15 protein-coding genes and 1 pseudogene are annotated in these 16,216 nt (G+C 41.4%); 1 reads left to right on the top strand and 15 read right to left on the bottom strand.

Features of this window, described 5'->3' with window-relative positions; all coding sequences use genetic code 11:
• Positions 1–18: 18 nt before the first annotated feature.
• From HHK02_RS10505 to HHK02_RS10445, 14 genes and pseudogenes are all read right to left on the bottom strand, one after another.
• The gene (locus HHK02_RS10505) at positions 19–213 is read right to left on the bottom strand and encodes a hypothetical protein (RefSeq protein ID WP_172748298.1); all 195 of its coding nucleotides are present in this window, start codon (positions 211–213) and stop codon (positions 19–21) included.
• The gene (locus HHK02_RS10500) at positions 214–750 is read right to left on the bottom strand and encodes an NADPH-dependent FMN reductase (RefSeq protein WP_181462402.1); all 537 of its coding nucleotides are present in this window, start codon (positions 748–750) and stop codon (positions 214–216) included.
• Entirely contained in the window at positions 751–1,923 is a 1,173-nt protein-coding gene (locus tag HHK02_RS10495) for an iron-containing alcohol dehydrogenase (protein ID WP_011953356.1), read from the bottom strand.
• Between the two features lie 285 nt (positions 1,924–2,208).
• Complete coding sequence (locus HHK02_RS10490; protein WP_181462401.1) at positions 2,209–4,611, bottom strand: Xaa-Pro dipeptidyl-peptidase; 2,403 nt, start codon at positions 4,609–4,611, stop codon at positions 2,209–2,211.
• On the bottom strand, positions 4,612–5,523 hold the full coding sequence (locus HHK02_RS10485; RefSeq protein ID WP_003669047.1) for a proline-specific peptidase family protein: 912 nt from the start codon (positions 5,521–5,523) through the stop codon (positions 4,612–4,614).
• Complete coding sequence (locus tag HHK02_RS10480) at positions 5,524–8,187, bottom strand: HAD-IC family P-type ATPase (protein ID WP_085720064.1); 2,664 nt, start codon at positions 8,185–8,187, stop codon at positions 5,524–5,526.
• Positions 8,188–8,655: a Dps family protein gene (locus HHK02_RS10475; RefSeq protein WP_003675056.1), complete on the bottom strand. Its 468-nt coding sequence runs from the start codon at positions 8,653–8,655 to the stop codon at positions 8,188–8,190.
• A pseudogene (locus tag HHK02_RS10470) lies at positions 8,656–9,858 on the bottom strand (APC family permease).
• Positions 9,859–10,506, bottom strand: a complete 648-nt coding sequence (locus HHK02_RS10465; RefSeq protein WP_181462400.1) for an HAD family hydrolase — start codon at positions 10,504–10,506, stop codon at positions 9,859–9,861.
• On the bottom strand, positions 10,507–10,794 hold the full coding sequence (locus tag HHK02_RS12695; protein WP_225430691.1) for a hypothetical protein: 288 nt from the start codon (positions 10,792–10,794) through the stop codon (positions 10,507–10,509). It lies immediately after the preceding gene.
• Entirely contained in the window at positions 10,795–11,331 is a 537-nt protein-coding gene (locus HHK02_RS10460) for an Rpn family recombination-promoting nuclease/putative transposase (RefSeq protein WP_231124844.1), read from the bottom strand.
• Positions 11,332–11,751 carry a hypothetical protein gene (locus HHK02_RS10455; protein WP_078010031.1) on the bottom strand — a complete coding sequence of 140 codons (420 nt, stop codon included), beginning with the start codon at positions 11,749–11,751 and terminating at the stop codon, positions 11,332–11,334.
• Positions 11,752–12,750 (bottom strand): NAD(P)/FAD-dependent oxidoreductase, encoded by a 999-nt coding sequence (locus HHK02_RS10450; protein WP_181462399.1) that lies wholly within the window; start codon positions 12,748–12,750, stop codon positions 11,752–11,754.
• Positions 12,751–13,713 (bottom strand): nucleoside hydrolase, encoded by a 963-nt coding sequence (locus HHK02_RS10445; RefSeq protein WP_003664874.1) that lies wholly within the window; start codon positions 13,711–13,713, stop codon positions 12,751–12,753.
• Between the two features lie 266 nt (positions 13,714–13,979).
• On the opposite strand from HHK02_RS10445, the gene HHK02_RS10440 reads away from it, so the two are divergent.
• Positions 13,980–14,141: a hypothetical protein gene (locus HHK02_RS10440; protein ID WP_181462398.1), complete on the top strand. Its 162-nt coding sequence runs from the start codon at positions 13,980–13,982 to the stop codon at positions 14,139–14,141.
• Here HHK02_RS10440 and HHK02_RS10435 read toward each other — a convergent pair.
• Positions 14,103–16,205 carry a replication protein gene (locus HHK02_RS10435; protein ID WP_016497314.1) on the bottom strand — a complete coding sequence of 701 codons (2,103 nt, stop codon included), beginning with the start codon at positions 16,203–16,205 and terminating at the stop codon, positions 14,103–14,105. The two genes, HHK02_RS10440 and HHK02_RS10435, sit on opposite strands and share 39 nt — an antisense overlap.
• Positions 16,206–16,216 lie beyond the last annotated feature (11 nt).

Here is a 16,216-nt window from a genome sequence, read left to right as displayed (position 1 = left end):
CTTCCACAGTTTATCCACCTAATCCCAGTATCCCCGTTTCTTATGATAAAATGACCAATCAATTTTATATTTTGGTCGCTTGACTTGCCACCAAGTTCGTAACTGTTTTGCCCGAAACTGGTACCGTTCAAATTCATCATACTCAATTCTTTTTTCATTAGGCAATGTCAGCCGTGCTTCATTTACTATCATTGCACTTGCTTTTCCTTGCATTTAGCTTAATTCATTTTCAAAGGCAGTCTTTAATAACGCTGCTTGCGTATTATAAGTATTCAACTTCCGATCAGCAGTCGCAGTTGAATCATCCGGCATCAAGTTAATTTGTAAATCAACAGGAAGCGCCGCCATCTTTAAGCCGGTTACGACCAATTTCATTGCAATTTGTGCTTGCGAGCCGCCATGTCCACCGAATGTTACTAAACTAACCGGCTTTCCTTGCCATTCTTTTCCTAAGTAATCAATCGCATTTTTCAAAACTGCTGGATAGCCCCAATTGTATTGCGGAAAAACTAACACAAAACCATCATAGCTTTGTACTAACTCACTCCATTTACGCGTTTTTTCGTGAACATATAAACCCAAATAAGGAATTTTAGGTTCATCCATCATCGGTAAATTAACTTCTTTTAGGTCGATGATGTCAAATTGAACCTTTGTACTTTTCTTTAATTGAACTTTTAACCAGTTTGCTACTTGCATGCTCCGCCGATTTGGACGAACGCTGCCGACTATAATCCCAACTTTTTTCATTTAGTAGATGCCATCGTAAGCCTTTTGATAAAGCTTTACAATATCTTCAACAGTACCCTTACGTGGGTTAGAGAAGGCATTACCATCCTTGAGGGCATTCTTGGCCATCATTTCAAAGTCTTCTGGCTTAGCACCAATTTCCTTGATTGATGATGGAATACCAACAAGCCGGCACATTTCACGCATACCGTCAATTGACTTTTGTGCTGCTTCGTAAAGGGTAAGACCAGTAGTGTCAAAGCCCATTACCTTAGCCAATTCAGCAAACCGCTCTGGACATGCGATTAAGTTATATTCTTCAACAGTGGTCAAGAGCAAGGCACAGCAAACACCATGAGGAGCATCATATTGACCACCGAGTTGGTGAGCCATTGCGTGAACATAGCCTAAGTTGGCATTATTGAAGGCCATTCCGGCAAGCATTTCAGCTTCAACCATCTTAGTCCGTGCTTCAATATTGTGACCATTAGCAACTACTTCTGGTAAAGCAGTTTGAATTAATTGAATAGCTTCTTTACATTGACTATCAGTAATTGGGTTATGGTCAACAGAAACGTATGGTTCAATAGCCTGAACAAAAGCATCACAACCAGTAGCAGCGGTAATGTCTTTTGGAATATCAAGCATCAACATTGGATCGTTGAATGATACCAATGGAATGTTACGCCATGAAACAACAACAAACTTCAAATGAGTCTTTTCGTTAGTAATAACAGCGTGACGAGTTAATTCAGAACCAGTTCCGGCAGTAGTGTTAACAGCCATCAATGGTGGAAGTGGATTCTTCAATGTTTCAATTCCGGCAAGCTTGGAAATGTCATCACCGTTAGTTAAAACAATACCGATACCCTTACCACAGTCGTGAGCAGAACCCCCACCAACAGTAATAATTGAGTCACAGTTTTCATCTTGGTACATCTTTTTACCAGCTTGAACATTCCGGATCTTAGGGTTAGGTTCAGCGCCAGTAAATACGGCATAGTCAACGCCAGCCTTTTCCAATGAAGCAACGGTTTGCTTTACAGGACCATTGTCAATCTTGGATAAACCTTCAGTAGTAACAATCAATGGTTTGTGCATATTGAGCATCTTTGCACGATCCCCAATCTTGGCAATAACACCAGGACCAAAGAAGTTCACACTTGGCATTAAGAAATCAAATTGTCTATTCATTATTCTTCCTAAATTTCAAGAATAAGTTAGCCACTGGACTCAAATAAATAATACTGACCAATTGATTATTGGTTGGTGGAGCTGTGATATCTCTTGGTAGAAGGCCTTACGATAGATGTCCATTGACGAATGTTGATTTCTATCTAATTCTATTGTTATCACCACATTTTATAGATATATACTAAATATATCATAGAACAAAAGAAAAAGCACTAACGTACTTTAAGAGAGCGATTCATCCCCTACTTATAGAAGTGGGGTATTCTCGCAAATTTATGGATAAAATTAAGCTAAAACGCTGAAGCCAGGAATGTCAAGATGACAGCCATTCAGCTCTAATTGATATTCAATCCGTTCGTTGCCACGAAGTGTGTATTCGTAATCAGTGCTATAAATAATGATCCCTAATTGATGGCCAGCTACAATTCGGTGGAAAATTGGTTGAAGATCAAACTTAACGGTGACAAATTGATTAGCGGCTAATTCGTCAACTTGTGCTGGATTGTTTCGATTTTGCAAATTAATATGTCCACTTGCGATTACCTTATAATTAGTTGTTTCTTTTGCTAATTTAAATTCGCGAAGGTCATCTGTCTTCCAGTGATAACCTAGCTCAAGACCATTACGATTAAACAGAACAGGTGACATTGTAAGGCGTTTGCTGCTGCCAAGGTCAACAAGCCGGGCACTAATCATTCCATAATTTTTTGAAGAGGCTACTTTTAAGGTGACAGTCGGAGTTCCACGGAGAAGCGTATCATTATTAAATACAGCAGTTACGAAGCGCCGACTAAATTGACCGTTATCATTCACGAGTGCCTTTGCCCATGCTTGGGGTTGTTTACACCATTGAAGGTACTTTTCTTCTGGTTGTTGGTCATTAAAGCTTTGGATTCCTAGTCCGGGCAAATTCGTTAGGCGATGGTCGTTAAATTGGTACTGTTTTTGTTCGCCTGCAGTCCATTGATCATATGCGGTCCAAGTTTCGGGGGTGCTATTGTCTTGCACAAGAACACTTGGCAGGGTATCATCAGCATGATTTTCTTGACCCCAGAGCTTATTAGCAAGCCAGAGATTAACCATGTCAGAGAAATCTAATGAACGAAAGGCATTGATATAAATATGTTGTCCTTGGTGAAGGATGAGTTTGCTTGTAATCGGCAAACTTTGAGTGCCGTCATAAAGTGCTTTAACGTTACTAGGACGGACATTGGTATCATTAAGGCCATGCACCATCATCACGGCAGCTTTGATGTTTTCAAGATCATGCCGATAATTGCGGTGGTCCCAGAACTCGTTATAATTACCAGACGTCCGATCCATTGCTCCTTGCATTTTAGCAATATATTTATCATTTACTTTTTCAATTCGGCGGTAGTCTGCTGGACGTTTGGTTCGACTGAATGTTTCGTCAGCTAAAACATCTGCGTCCTCCCCTTGAAAGCCACCGGGTGCCCGGACAAGGCCGTTTTCCCGGTAATAGTCATACCAACTGGAAATGGCCGCTTCACTAATAATTGCTTCGAGGCCAGGTACACCAGTGGTTGCGACAGCGGTGGCTAGAGTGCCGAGATATGAGCGTCCTGTCATTGCGACTTTACCATTACACCAGGTCGCCTTGATTGTGGTACCGCTATGACGGTCAGTAAAGGCTTGCCGATCACCATGAAGCCACTCGATGACAGCCTTCATCGCATCAGTCTGTTCTGGAGAACCACACGTTTGCAGACCATCCGAATCTTTGGTACCAATTCCGGCTGAATAAACAACCGCATAACCACGGGCGGCGAGGTAATTATTTAGTGTGTAGGCTGGCGTGGTACTAAATGTCTCAGTAGCTTGCCGGCTTTCGCCAGTAACTTTTTGGCGTGAAAAGTCAGTCGGAAATTTTTCTTCAGTCGGGGCCTGATAATCAGGATCCTTATGTTTCAAAGGAAGATTGACGTTATGCGTTGCTTTTTCGCCCCATTCATCGTTTGTTCCTTGATTATAAGGACTAGCAGTAAAGACAACGGGAACTTTTAGTCCATGGTCCGATTCGATTGGCCGCATAATTTCCGCTTTAACTAAATCTGCTTTACCATCAAAATCAGTATCCATATCGGTCTCAATGTAAACAACCTCACGAATGAATTTAGCAGGGTCAAAACTAGCAAGCGGCTTTCCATTGAAAAAGAGTGGTTTTTGTTCAGCTGGAAGCTGGTAACTCCAAGCCATAAAGCCCTCTGCCGTTAAATGATCAATAAGCGATTGACCATTTTTGTTATGAGTATTTAAAAGAAGGTAAAAAGCATCGGTAACGTTTGCGGTTGTCCATTTTTGATGTGATTCGACTGGCAAGCCAATTTTCTTAACTGTAGCAAGGGGATCTGTAATATCAAAATCAACTGCGGCCTCAAAATCGAGTAGTTGGAGAGCGACGAGGTAAAATACTTCATCGGTTAATATTTGATTCTGGTCAAACCAATCATCAAGAGCAAGGTCAGGAGTAGCTAATAGGTCATGAAGCCACTGTTTAGTGATGATCGGCTGGGCACTTGCCATATAAATTCGTGCTAAGAAGATTTCAAACATTGCGTTCGGTGTTAAATTTTGTTCTTCGTTTTTCCGAAGCAAGTGAATCTGCATTAATTCTTGGCGCCGTGCCTGTGGTGTAGTCGAAGTAATACTAAATTGATTGATTTTCATTTAATTATTAAACGTATTATTTTCAACATTCCGAATGAAGTCAGCGAGGTGCTTGTAATAAACATCGGGGTTATCTACCATGTGGTGGTGACCACCATCGGGAGTAGTAACTAACTGTGAATTTGGAATGAGACTATTCATTGTCTTAGCAGTTTCAATTGGCATCGTTTCGTGTTCACCAAATGTAATTAAAGTTGGCACCTTAATATTCTTCAATTGGTCACGGAAATGCCAGTCTTTAAGCTTACCGGTAATCACAAATTCGTTATCACCTTGGAAGACGTTGTAAACCGCTGTGCCGCCAAGGTCTTTAAGATGATAAAGCTTGGATGGCTGCTTCCGGTCAACGTATTGTTCATTCATTACTTGAACGTATTCTTGATACTTAGGATTACTGTAATCGTTCTTGGCTTCGCATTCTTTCATAAAGGCAACTGCTTCTGGAGAAAGGGTCTTTTCCCGTAATTCATTAACCCGGTCGACATATTCATCAATTTCGTCAACCATTGAAGAAATAATTGCGCCCTTAAGATGTTGGCCATACTTAACAGCGTATTCTTGAACTAAAAGGCCACCCCAACTTTGACCAATAAGATAGAAATTGTCTAAGCCAAGCTTTTCTCGTACTTCATCTACTTCATCAAGGAAATATTCGTAAGTAAGGTACTTCTTCGCAATCTCAGGGTCAGAAAAATCTGGTTGATCAGAATATAGTGAACCTAATTGATCATACATTGTTACTTGAACGTTAAGACCTTGCTTCTTTAATTGTTCAGCAGCGTCTTCCCAGTATTCATGATTGCCACCAGGCCCCCCATGCAAAGCTAATAAATGAATATCACCTTCACCTTGGGTATTCGTCCACAGATGATAGCCGTTATCAAGGGTAATAATTTTAGTGCCTTGTTTCATTTACCGTCGATTTAGACGGAAACGAATCATTTTATCAGATTCAGTACATAAGAAGATTAAGCAAGAGAAGACAATTACTGCTAGCCATTCCAGTAAACTTATTCCGGTCACGTGGAAGGCAGCCTGCATAAATGGAACGTAGGTGAAGATCAATTGGAAAAGAATCATCAATCCAATAACGCCCCAGGCTTTCTTGCCAATATTTCCAACTTCTTTTAGTCCATATCGTTCAGTTCGAATGCTGAAGAAGTAGAAGGCCTTACTAATAACAATGGTATTAACCATCATTGTTGTAGCGTTGACAACGTCTGCCCCAGCACTGATGAACCATTCGTAACCAATTAAGGCGAACAGCGCCATTAAGGCTGAGACATAACCCATCTGGATTAAATCATGTCGATTCATTAATCGTTGGGTCACAGGACGCGGATTGCGATCCATGATGCCTTTTTCTGCTTTTTCAAAGACGAACGCAAACTGGATAGTGATTGCGGCGATTAAGTTAATCCACAATAGCTGAGCTGGTTGGAGGGGAACTTGCTGACCAGTAAGAATGGAGAAGGCAACCACCAATCCTTCAGCAAAGGAGGTTGGTAATAAGAATAAGATACTCTTTTTGATATTGTCGTAAATTCGCCGACCTTCTTTGATAACAGCAGCCATTACCGCAAAGTTATCATTTCCTAAGATCATGTCGGCAGCATCTTTAGCGACGTCCGTTCCCTTGATCCCCATTGAAATCCCAATATCGGCTTTCTTTAAGGCGGGTGCATCGTTAACTCCATCCCCAACCATCGCGGTGATCTTTTGCCGGTTTTGGAGCGCTTCAATAATTTCAAGCTTGTTTTGTGGAGTTGTCCGCGCAAAGACTTGGTTATCTAAAGCGGCCTCTTCTCGTTCACTGGCAGAAAGTTTATCCCATTCTGCACCTGTGATTGCGTTGATCGGGCCCGTCGATAAGCCTAGTTGCTTACCGATTGCACGGGCGGTTTGCGGGTCATCCCCCGTAATCATTTTAACGGAAACACCAGCACGGTTCATTTGCTTTAACGCAACAATCACTTCTTCGCGTGGTGCGTCTTGAAGAGCAGCTAAGCCAAGTAAGTGAATTCCCCTGTAGAGGTGGTCATGTTCGACTTCTATTAGATTTTTGCCATTAACAGGTTGATAGCCAACCGCAATAACTCGTTTTCCGGCTTTGGACCAGTCATCTACCCGTTGTTGCCACTTGGCAGTATCAAATTGTGGATCTTCCTTTGTGGCCATTTCAAAGAGCTTGTCTGGAGATCCTTTAACAAAGATTACTTGTTGTTTATCTTCTGGATCACGAGTTAATTCAGCGATATAACGGTAATCAGAATCAAATGGAAGGAGGTCAACAGCTTTATATGGCGATTGATATTTAGCCCCAAACGCTTTGTGATAAAGAGTTAAGAAGGCTCCATCAGTCGGTTCACCATTAATATGCCAGGTGCCGTCTTCATCAGTTAAAGCCGTATCATTTGCTTGATATCCAGCCTCTAAGAAAAGTTTGAGCTGATCTGTCAGTTGAGCTGGTTTGTCATTTAAGAGAATCTCACCATTAGGAGCATAACCAGTTCCGGTAACCGTGTAGTGTTTATCGCCGACCCATAACTCAATGGCGGTCATTTCGTTTTTGGTAAGAGTTCCTGTTTTATCAGTAGCAATAACATCGACCGAGCCTAATGTTTCAACAGCAGGCATTGATTTGATAATTGTCTGATGCTCTTTGGCCATTTTGCTAATACCAAAGGCTAAGATAACAGAGGTAATTGCAGGCAAACCTTCTGGGATCGCACCAACCAACATTGCCACGACTGCAAGCGCAAGGGCAGGCAAGGAGTAAATTTCGAGGAAGAAACCGACAACGAAAACAATCACTGAAGCAGTAATTGTAATGTAAGAAACGACCTTTCCAACATGGTCAATTTCTTTAGTTAATGGGGTCTTCTTTGGCTTGATTTGCGCAACTTCTTGTGAAATCTTACCAATTTCGGTTTGTTCACCAGTTGCGACTACAACTCCTAGGCCACTTCCGCTTGTAACTGAAGTCGAAGCATATGCCATATCAACACGATCAGCGAGAGGAACGTCTTGGTCGGTAATTGCTTCATCAGTTTTGATAACCGAATTAGTTTCACCGGTTAAAGCCGATTCTTCAATTCGTAAGTTATCAGCTGAGACAATCCGTAAGTCAGCTGGTACATTATCACCGGCTTCGAGGAAAACAACATCCCCACGGACAAGATCCGCGGCATCAATATCTTGTCGTTTACCATCCCGGTAGACGGTGGCATGTTGCGCCATCATCTCTTTAATTTTGGCGAGGGCATTCGCTGCGCTTGATTCTTGGAAATAACCAATGAGCGCGTTTAGAATGACAACCGCCCCGATAACAATCGCATCAGTATAGTGACCAATTAAAACGGTCAGTAAAGTAGCGGCTAATAAAATATAGATAACAATATTGTTAAACTGGCGTAAGAATAGTTTCCACTTGGGCGTTGGTTTTACTTCAATGATATTACGTCCTTCATCGGCAAGCCGTTTTTCGACAGCTTGGGTTGATAGGCCGTGAGTAAAATCAGTTAATTGGTATTCTTTCTTTATTTCGTCAGTTGTTAGTTGATAATTTTCTTTCATTTAGTTGTCAATTTCTGGTGCCTGATCTAATTCTGCTTGCAGCATCCAGATTTTCTTTTCAATTGCCGTCTTAAATCCAATGAAGATATCTTGGGTAGAATAATCTTTTTCAATGTCAGTCACTTCAATTCCATGCTGATAAAGGTCCTCAAGATAACGATAACCAGCGACTAAATGCGCAAGCCGTTCTGGCGTTGTTTTATCAAAGTTTCCTGGCCAGTCTTTAATTTTCGTATGGGTTGCGACTTCTTTAAGGGTCGAATAAGGTTCACCGTCGAGAGTTAATAATCGTTCAGATATTACATCAAGTTGATCGTTGATTTCATCCATAAATTGGTCCATTAATGGGTGAAGCTTTAGAAAGTTAGTGCCACGCATATACCAGTGAGTTTGATGAATTATCATTGCCATTTGACTCAGATCAGCAACTAATTGATTAAGTGTTTCTTTGGTTTCTTGATATTTCATTTATTTTTTCTGATTATCTAGGAGTCCTTCTTTTTCATCTTTTAATCGCAAGTCATCAAGCCATTCTACATGCTTTTCTTCATAACTACGATCTTTCTTGATAAAGAAGTATGCTGCCGCGGCAAGAATGGCGATGACAGTTCCGACAAGCAAGGTCTTAGCCGTAAAATTAGTAACCATTCATGGGGCATCATGCTTATTCTTCTTCCCAATAAACTTTGGCAACATGCCGTGCTCATTGGCCATTGAAGTAATTAACGATGGCGTGTTAAACGAAGATGAAAAGGCGACCCCAAAGATACTTACAAGCATCCAGAAAATAATAAAGGCATATCCCCACTTACCAATAGTGGTTCCGAGTCCTTTCGCAAGGGCACCTCCCAAAGCATTAGCCAGTGGTGTCGAGTAGCCGCCTAATTTAGTCCCGGAAAGTCCAACGGCAACGGTCATCATCAATGCATCCAAAATAGTTACACTAACCATGACTGCAATTAACACCCGAGGAATATTCTTTTCTGGATTCTTCATTTGCTTAGCAGCAATTGGTAAAAATGAAAAACCAGTAAAAAGATAAAAGATCGGGGTAAAGGCTTCACCAAAATGATGAATAAATGACATTGGTCCCTTTAAAGCTGCTTGGGGAATCACTGGTGAGAAGTTAGCTTTATGGATGAAGAAGACCCCAACGACAATAAAGATGATCAGCGTAAGGATCTTCGCAGCCGCTGATACATTATTAACCAGTTTAACAAGGCCGTGGCCGAAGAAATTAATAACTGCAAAGAGCACAATTAAGCCAAAAGCAGCGGCTCCATAGATAAGCGGCCGATTAAAGATTGGCAAAAAGTTCTTGAGGGTAGTTAATAAGGCAACAATTTCCGCTGAATGGGTACAGCAGCCTAAGAACCAGGTAAAAATCCCTAACTCATAACCGGTAAATCGGCCAAATGCATGATAAGAATAAAGCCATGCTGCACCTGAGCCGGTAAAACGACTAGAAAGATCGGCATAACATAGGGCGATCAATGAAACGGTTATTGCTGTACATAGCAAAACTGCTACAGCCGATAAGTTCATGTACCGATAAATAACAGATGGCAGTAAAAATGTTCCTGAACCAATTACTCCATTAATTCCTAAAAAGTAAATCGAAATGAATGATAGCTCTTTAGGTACTGATTTTTGATTACTGATAATGACCACTTAAATTTCTAAGAGATCAGCGGGCTTCATTAATGGGAAGTCCGCATCTTTAATACTATCGGGATTTGCAGAAGAGTAAAGGGCGCCTGCAAACTTGGCACCAGCTGCATGGGCGGCTTTCATATCATTGATCGTGTCTCCAACATAAACAGTAGTGGCGGGATCTGCTCCCATTTTATCCATTGCCGCTAAAATAGGATCTGGAGCTGGCTTATGCTTTTTAGTATCAGCAGACGTAATGGCAACCTTAAATAACTTTGCAAAGTCATATTTGTTAACGAAGTATTCTTGGTATTCGTCAGCGAGTTTTGAAGTTGCGATGGCGATCCTTGCATCTTCACGATTGGCAAGGGTATTAAGCATTTCCGGAATTCCTTCAATCACTTTTACTTGATCAGCACGTTGATAAGCCAGCTTAAACCAGTCTTGTTGGATCGCCGGAATTTCATCCTCACTAATTCCAGCAAGACGGAGGGCATCTTGTCCCGTAATACCAAATAAGTCATGCTTAGTTTGCTCTACTTTGTCGGGTGCAACTGGGTGACCATGTTGAGCTAAAACATCAATCATTGCTGGCATATACATATCAATAGTATCAATTAAAGTGCCGTCAATATCAAAAATAAAATTCTCAATCTTCTGTGCCATCTACTTTGGAGTCTTTACATGCTCTGCAACATATTCTCGAGCCGTTTTTTCTGGCATTTGGTAAACATTAACGAGAGCGGCCACTATTTCTGACGGTGCAGTCTTTTGACTGGCTAAAAACTTAACTAATTTTTGTTTCGACTCTTCTCTTTCTTCTCGCCGTGCGTCCATTAAATCAAGCTCGAACTTCATAAAGCCTCGTCTCCTCTCTGGCTCCTGCTTAATCTTAATAATCTCGTCTTGAATCTTAGTAATAAACTTACTCTTATTGTCTACTCGATTACGCATCTACTCATCTTTAGTAAATTCTTTAGCCAAGGCATTAAAGATCACAACTGTCCGTTGGTCGCCTAATTTCAACTGATGATTACAAGTACACGCCATTTCAAACACATAACGGGCCCAACCATAGCCAAAATAATCAAAATCACAAAACATGAGCACATAGGTCGGATGAAGACTTAAATCGCGATAATCCTTGCCCGGCAAGAGTAATCCATGATCTATTTGCTCTTGACAATACCGCAAGCGATAAGGCAAATTCTGTCGGTCAGCTACCTGCATCTCAATAACAATAATGTTGCCATCTTCATCCTGCACATAAACATCATAACGGACGCGCCGGCCAGCTACGACATTAATATCTTTTTGAGTTGTTAACTGGACGATTTGAGTTGCCTTTAAATGGGGTAATGCACGATTAATCAATTCTAAACAAATTTCTTTATTCTGCATAACCATCCCGAACATTGGATCACTCGTAATAGTCATCTTTTCCCACTTTTCGAGGGCCTTTTCATAGTTCTCTGGCAATTTCTTACACATTCAATTATAGTTATCAATCAAAATTAACGTCTGAATTTTGATGAATTTTACTTGTTTATTGCCTTTGACCACACAAGAGTCCCTTTCTCGTTGGTAAATCTTATCATGTCTACCAGGATTCATAGAAATCGTCTTGGCACCATCTCTTATAATTACCCTTTGGGGACCATTTACTATTGCATCCCTTTTTCTAACATAAAGCGAGTAATGTTTGTTTTGACGATATAATTTTTTGGCTTTCTTTAAGCTTACTACTTTAAGTGGTCGGGCTCCCTGCGCGTCTCTTCCAATATATGCAATACTGAAATGTTGGCGCAATAAAGTGTTTGTAGCGTTAAAAATATAATAATCATTATAGAGTACTTTTTTATCTTTATCGAAGTATCTAAATTCTAGTGCTTCAGTCTTATTTGGAGTCAATCATTTAGTAATCCCCATTGAAGAGCTGTGCATTGCCATTCGCTTATCGGGATAGAGTTTCTTAGCTAGGGCGGTTACCGCTGTCGGTGCTTCACCAAAGCCGGCCGTAATCAATGCGACTTTCCCCGGGTAGGTCACACCATCCCCGATCGCATATACCCCTTCAACACTGGTCTCCATCATTGAATCGACTTTGATCAAGTTGCGCTCTGCTGCTAAGTCAAGGGACCACTGATTTAAGGCCGCATTGTTAGAAGTAAAGCCATAGTTAACCACAATCTTATCCACATTCAATTGTGCTTCGTCGTCACTACGCATCTTCTTAAGATCAAGCGTTACCGTTTCATCGTCTTCCACCGTTAATGCGCGTGGTAAGAAAGGCGTATCCAGTTGTACAGATGACTGTTTAAGCTGAGTTACAGTATGCTCCAGACCGCGGAACTGGTCCCGCCGATGGACAAGGTGGACTTCCTTAACAACGGGTTCAAGCATCAAGGCAATATCAATCGCGGAGTCGCCCCCACCAAGAATGGCAACCCGCTTGTCCGCATAATCAGCTTTATGATTAACAAAATATGAAAGCTGCTTGCCTTCAATCTCAGCTGCTCCCTCTAAAGCAAGCTTACGCGGAGTAAACGCCCCGTTACCAAGAGCAATGATTACTGCTCGTGACCGGGATACCCGCTTTGCTGATTTGATGGTAAAGGTTCCATCGTCTTTTTTAATGACGTCCTCAACAGTTTCACCGAGGAATTGGTCAATCGGTGCCACTGCCATTTGCTCTTCTAGCTTAGCAATTAGGTCATGTCCAGTTACACCTGGCATTCCCGCTACATCCCAAACTTGTTTTTCAGGATAGAGTGCCCCTACTTGTCCGCCAAGTTGTGGAAGGCTTTCAATTAGCTGGGCATCTAATTCATGAAGGCCGCAATAAAATGAAGCAAACATCCCCGCTGGACCTCCACCAATAATTGTCACATCGTAAATTTTCTCTGCCATTTAATTTTCTTTGAAAAGCTTGTTTAGGCGGTCCATGAAGGCCTTGAGGTAACGTTCTTTGTCAACGTTAACGGCAACCTTAACATTAGGGTTAGGATCGTTTAACTTAGCGTTGTCACCGATTGTCCGACCATAGTAAGGTCCTTCTTGGTAAACAACCTTCATGAATAAGCTAATAGTTGAAACAAATGATGGGTCAATACCAACACCAACAGCTAATGGATCGTGGAGGGCACAACCACGCTTATCAATATCAAGGTTGTAGTAAGCGTCGATGTAGAAGTCGGTAATATCAGCAAAAGCCTTACCGGAAGCAGTGCCTAATTCACGCCATTGCTTTGTTTCGTTCTTAGTAAGAAGAGTACGAAGAGTAACATCAAGACCAACCATCGTAAGTGGCAAATTGGACTTCATTACTTCATCGGCAGCCTTTGGGTCTTGGTTAATGTTAGCTTCTGCGACAGGAGTAACATTACCTTCAACAGTTAAGGCACCACCCATGAATGTGACATTACCAATCAAGTCAGCAATTTCAGGATCCTTCTTCAAAGCAGCAGCTAAGTTAGTCATTGGACCAGTAGGGATGATGATTAAGTCCTTGCCATACTTGTGAGCGGCTTCGATGTAGAAATCAACACCGGATTGTTCTTCAAGAGCCCGACTTGGCGCAGGTAATTCAACATCACCGATACCGTTATCACCGTGGATATCCTTTGAAACTTGCATTACATCAAAGTGGTCAGTAGTGCATGAATGTGGAAGACCCTTAAATACTGGAATATCAGTGTGACCTAATAATTCCAATAACTTAAGGCTGTTTTCGGCACAAACATCTAATAGGTTGTTACCATATGAACTTACAATTCCGATTAGATCAACTTCTGGGTCAGCGAGCGCATAGGCAATAGCTAAAGCGTCATCAACACCAGTATCTAAATCAAGAATCATTTTACGTTTTGCCATAAAGTAAGTGGGAATTAACCTCCTCGACAAGGCGGTGGGCTAAGGATAGAATGGTAATTAGCACGGCACGGGCTGATTATCGTTCGGACTTAGCCTCGAGCCTTGTGGTTGATTTCCACGATATCTTAACAATTATATTGAACTACTCCCACTTAGCTAAACCTACGGTTTAATGCTTGAAGTGGGAGATTCTGGAAACATCGCATACTTACCCTACCGATTCTGAACGAACCTTCAAGCAGAGGTTACGACTATTAGCCAACGATATGGGTGATGATAATATGTCGATTAAATGCACGGTAACAACTGACTTACAAGCCAAGGATAAGAACGGTTATTCTGGCATTCAAAAGCACGTTGAACATGATAAAAAGATTAATCACACTAACTTAATATTCAATGTCATCTTCGACTTGTTGTTTAAGTGATTGTTTGACTTGCTGGTCAACCTTTTGTAGTTGTTCGCTATTGGCGGACAGGATAGCTTTTTTTAGTTTAACGGCAGGGTCGTTTTGTAATTGTTTCTCTTTGAGATGGTCAATTGGCTTGTCTGAGGCTGTGATGCTTGATGGATCTAGTTCTCGGTTTTGTAGATTTTTAGGTGACTGATCACCGTTAGGAGCTATTAGGATTTTGACAACATGGTCAATGAACTTGGTAGCTTCGGTTTTGACTTTTTGTAGGACTTCGGTAACGGTGTCCATCAGGTATTTAAGTGGCTGGCGTAAATGTTGCTGTCGTCCGGTGTTGGTAATAACCGCTTGAGCTTTTTCATTTGGCTTTAGTAATGATGAGTCAACTTTGTGTTCAGGGGCATTTTCGGCAATGGTATCGACTAATTGGTTTTTGTAGTCGTTAATTTGGTTTTGTACGGTTGTATTTTCATTCTGGAGTTGCTGATTCTGGGTGGTTAATTGTTGGTTGGTAGTTGATAATTCAGTCTTGGTAGTACGGGCAGTAGTTATCTCTTGGTTTAGGTTATCAAGTTCATCTTGATAGTCTTGTTTATCTGTTTCCCAATTATCTCGCTCTTCTTGACGCCAGGAATCTAATTCCTGTTCCATTTGGGTTACATTAGCTTCGGTTACTGTAATTGGTTGATCGTTGTTATCGAGTAAGTCGTTTTGGTCAATTTCTTGTTGAGCGGCTTTGATACGCTGGAGCTTGCGCTGCTTAATCTGTTTGTCAGCGTCGCTAATCTGATTTTGCAGGGTTTGTAATTGTTGGCGTTGATGAGCTAATTGTTGGTCTAATTGCTTCTGTTGATTTTCGGCGGCTGTTTGCTTTTCTTGGGCAGCATTGGCGTTCTGTTCAGCTTGTTGCTTATCCTTCTGAGAGCTTCTAGCAGCCTTTGTAATGCCGTTTGCCATTGCTAGGGGTGAAAGGTCGTTACCGTCTTTATCGACCGCCTGGTGGCCTGTGGCGGCTTCGTAGATGCTCTTTAGGTTCTGAGTGACGGTTGCAACTTGTGATTGGACATCATTCTTTTGGTTAGTTAAGTTATCAGCTTGGCTTTGTAGTGACTGAACTGCTTTTTGGTGGTCAGCGATTTCCTGATGTTGAGCTTTTAACTGTTCCATGGAAAGACCAGTTTGTACGGTCTTATCTTCCTTGGTTTTACGTTCAAAATCGAGGATTTTTTTATTTTGAGGCACTTTGTAGGTCTTATGTAGTTCATCTTCGAGGCATTTTAAGGCGAATTGGTCCATGTTGGCCCGAAACCATTTCGTAGCGTCACGTCCGGAACAGTATTTACCTGTAACGGCGTGATGGAGACTTACTAAGGCTTGGTTTAATGAATTAGTGACATGTGCTGCCCGTTTTTTACCCCCTCGGGTCATGCCAAAGGTAGCTACTTCATAATGAATGTGAGAGATTCCCATTTCATCATTATTGGTGGCGTAGCGACCTCGATGTAAATAATCGCCAACATTAACTCGTGATTTATCTTTAAGTGTCCACCCAACATTGTTATTGGTGGCCTTAATTAAGGCTCGATTGAAGCAGCCATAAAACTGCTTGGCAACCGCAATATTATCTGGGATTGGTTGGTTATTTTGGTCCTTTAATTTGAAAACTAAGTGCGTAGTACCGTCCGGCAACTTTTCTTCCTGATAGGAAGTCTTAGGACAGAATTGTTGCATTAATTTACTTTGAACTTCCATATTACCGATGGTTAATACAGCGGTCGCCTTCTTTTTCCGTTTTAGGTAGTTTTTAACACTGCCGTATTGCCGTTCTGCGTGTCCCTTTTCACGTTGATGTTTATCGTGTTCCTCAACATAGTCTTTGAAATGTTCATTGTTCCATTGGTCGATTGCTGCTCGTGTTTTCGGAGATTTATCATATTGATTAAATTGAGTTTCGCTGAACACAATATCTTGGTTAGTGTGATTAATCTTTTTATCATGTTCAACGTGCTTTTGAATGCCAGAATAACCGTTCTTATCCTTGGCTTGTAAGTCAGTTGTTACCGTGCATTTAATCGACATATTATCATCAC

This window comes from Limosilactobacillus reuteri, from assembly GCF_013694365.1.
Taxonomy (GTDB): Bacteria; Bacillota; Bacilli; order Lactobacillales; family Lactobacillaceae; genus Limosilactobacillus; species Limosilactobacillus reuteri_E.
This window is presented reverse-complemented; position numbering and strand designations above follow the sequence as displayed.

Excerpts from the sequence above, each read along its gene's own strand:
- HHK02_RS10505 (WP_172748298.1), bottom strand. The coding sequence starts at position 213 with ATGCAAGGAAAAGCAAGTGCAATGATAGTAAATGAAGCACGGCTGACA.
- HHK02_RS10500 (WP_181462402.1), bottom strand. The coding sequence starts at position 750 with ATGAAAAAAGTTGGGATTATAGTCGGCAGCGTTCGTCCAAATCGGCGG.
- HHK02_RS10495 (WP_011953356.1), bottom strand. The coding sequence starts at position 1,923 with ATGAATAGACAATTTGATTTCTTAATGCCAAGTGTGAACTTCTTTGGT.
- HHK02_RS10490 (WP_181462401.1), bottom strand. The coding sequence starts at position 4,611 with ATGAAAATCAATCAATTTAGTATTACTTCGACTACACCACAGGCACGG.
- HHK02_RS10485 (WP_003669047.1), bottom strand. The coding sequence starts at position 5,523 with ATGAAACAAGGCACTAAAATTATTACCCTTGATAACGGCTATCATCTG.
- HHK02_RS10480 (WP_085720064.1), bottom strand. The coding sequence starts at position 8,187 with ATGAAAGAAAATTATCAACTAACAACTGACGAAATAAAGAAAGAATAC.
- HHK02_RS10475 (WP_003675056.1), bottom strand. The coding sequence starts at position 8,655 with ATGAAATATCAAGAAACCAAAGAAACACTTAATCAATTAGTTGCTGAT.
- HHK02_RS10465 (WP_181462400.1), bottom strand. The coding sequence starts at position 10,506 with ATGGCACAGAAGATTGAGAATTTTATTTTTGATATTGACGGCACTTTA.
- HHK02_RS12695 (WP_225430691.1), bottom strand. The coding sequence starts at position 10,794 with ATGCGTAATCGAGTAGACAATAAGAGTAAGTTTATTACTAAGATTCAA.
- HHK02_RS10460 (WP_231124844.1), bottom strand. The coding sequence starts at position 11,331 with ATGTGTAAGAAATTGCCAGAGAACTATGAAAAGGCCCTCGAAAAGTGG.
- HHK02_RS10450 (WP_181462399.1), bottom strand. The coding sequence starts at position 12,750 with ATGGCAGAGAAAATTTACGATGTGACAATTATTGGTGGAGGTCCAGCG.
- HHK02_RS10445 (WP_003664874.1), bottom strand. The coding sequence starts at position 13,713 with ATGGCAAAACGTAAAATGATTCTTGATTTAGATACTGGTGTTGATGAC.
- HHK02_RS10440 (WP_181462398.1), top strand. The coding sequence starts at position 13,980 with ATGGGTGATGATAATATGTCGATTAAATGCACGGTAACAACTGACTTA.
- HHK02_RS10435 (WP_016497314.1), bottom strand. The coding sequence starts at position 16,205 with ATGTCGATTAAATGCACGGTAACAACTGACTTACAAGCCAAGGATAAG.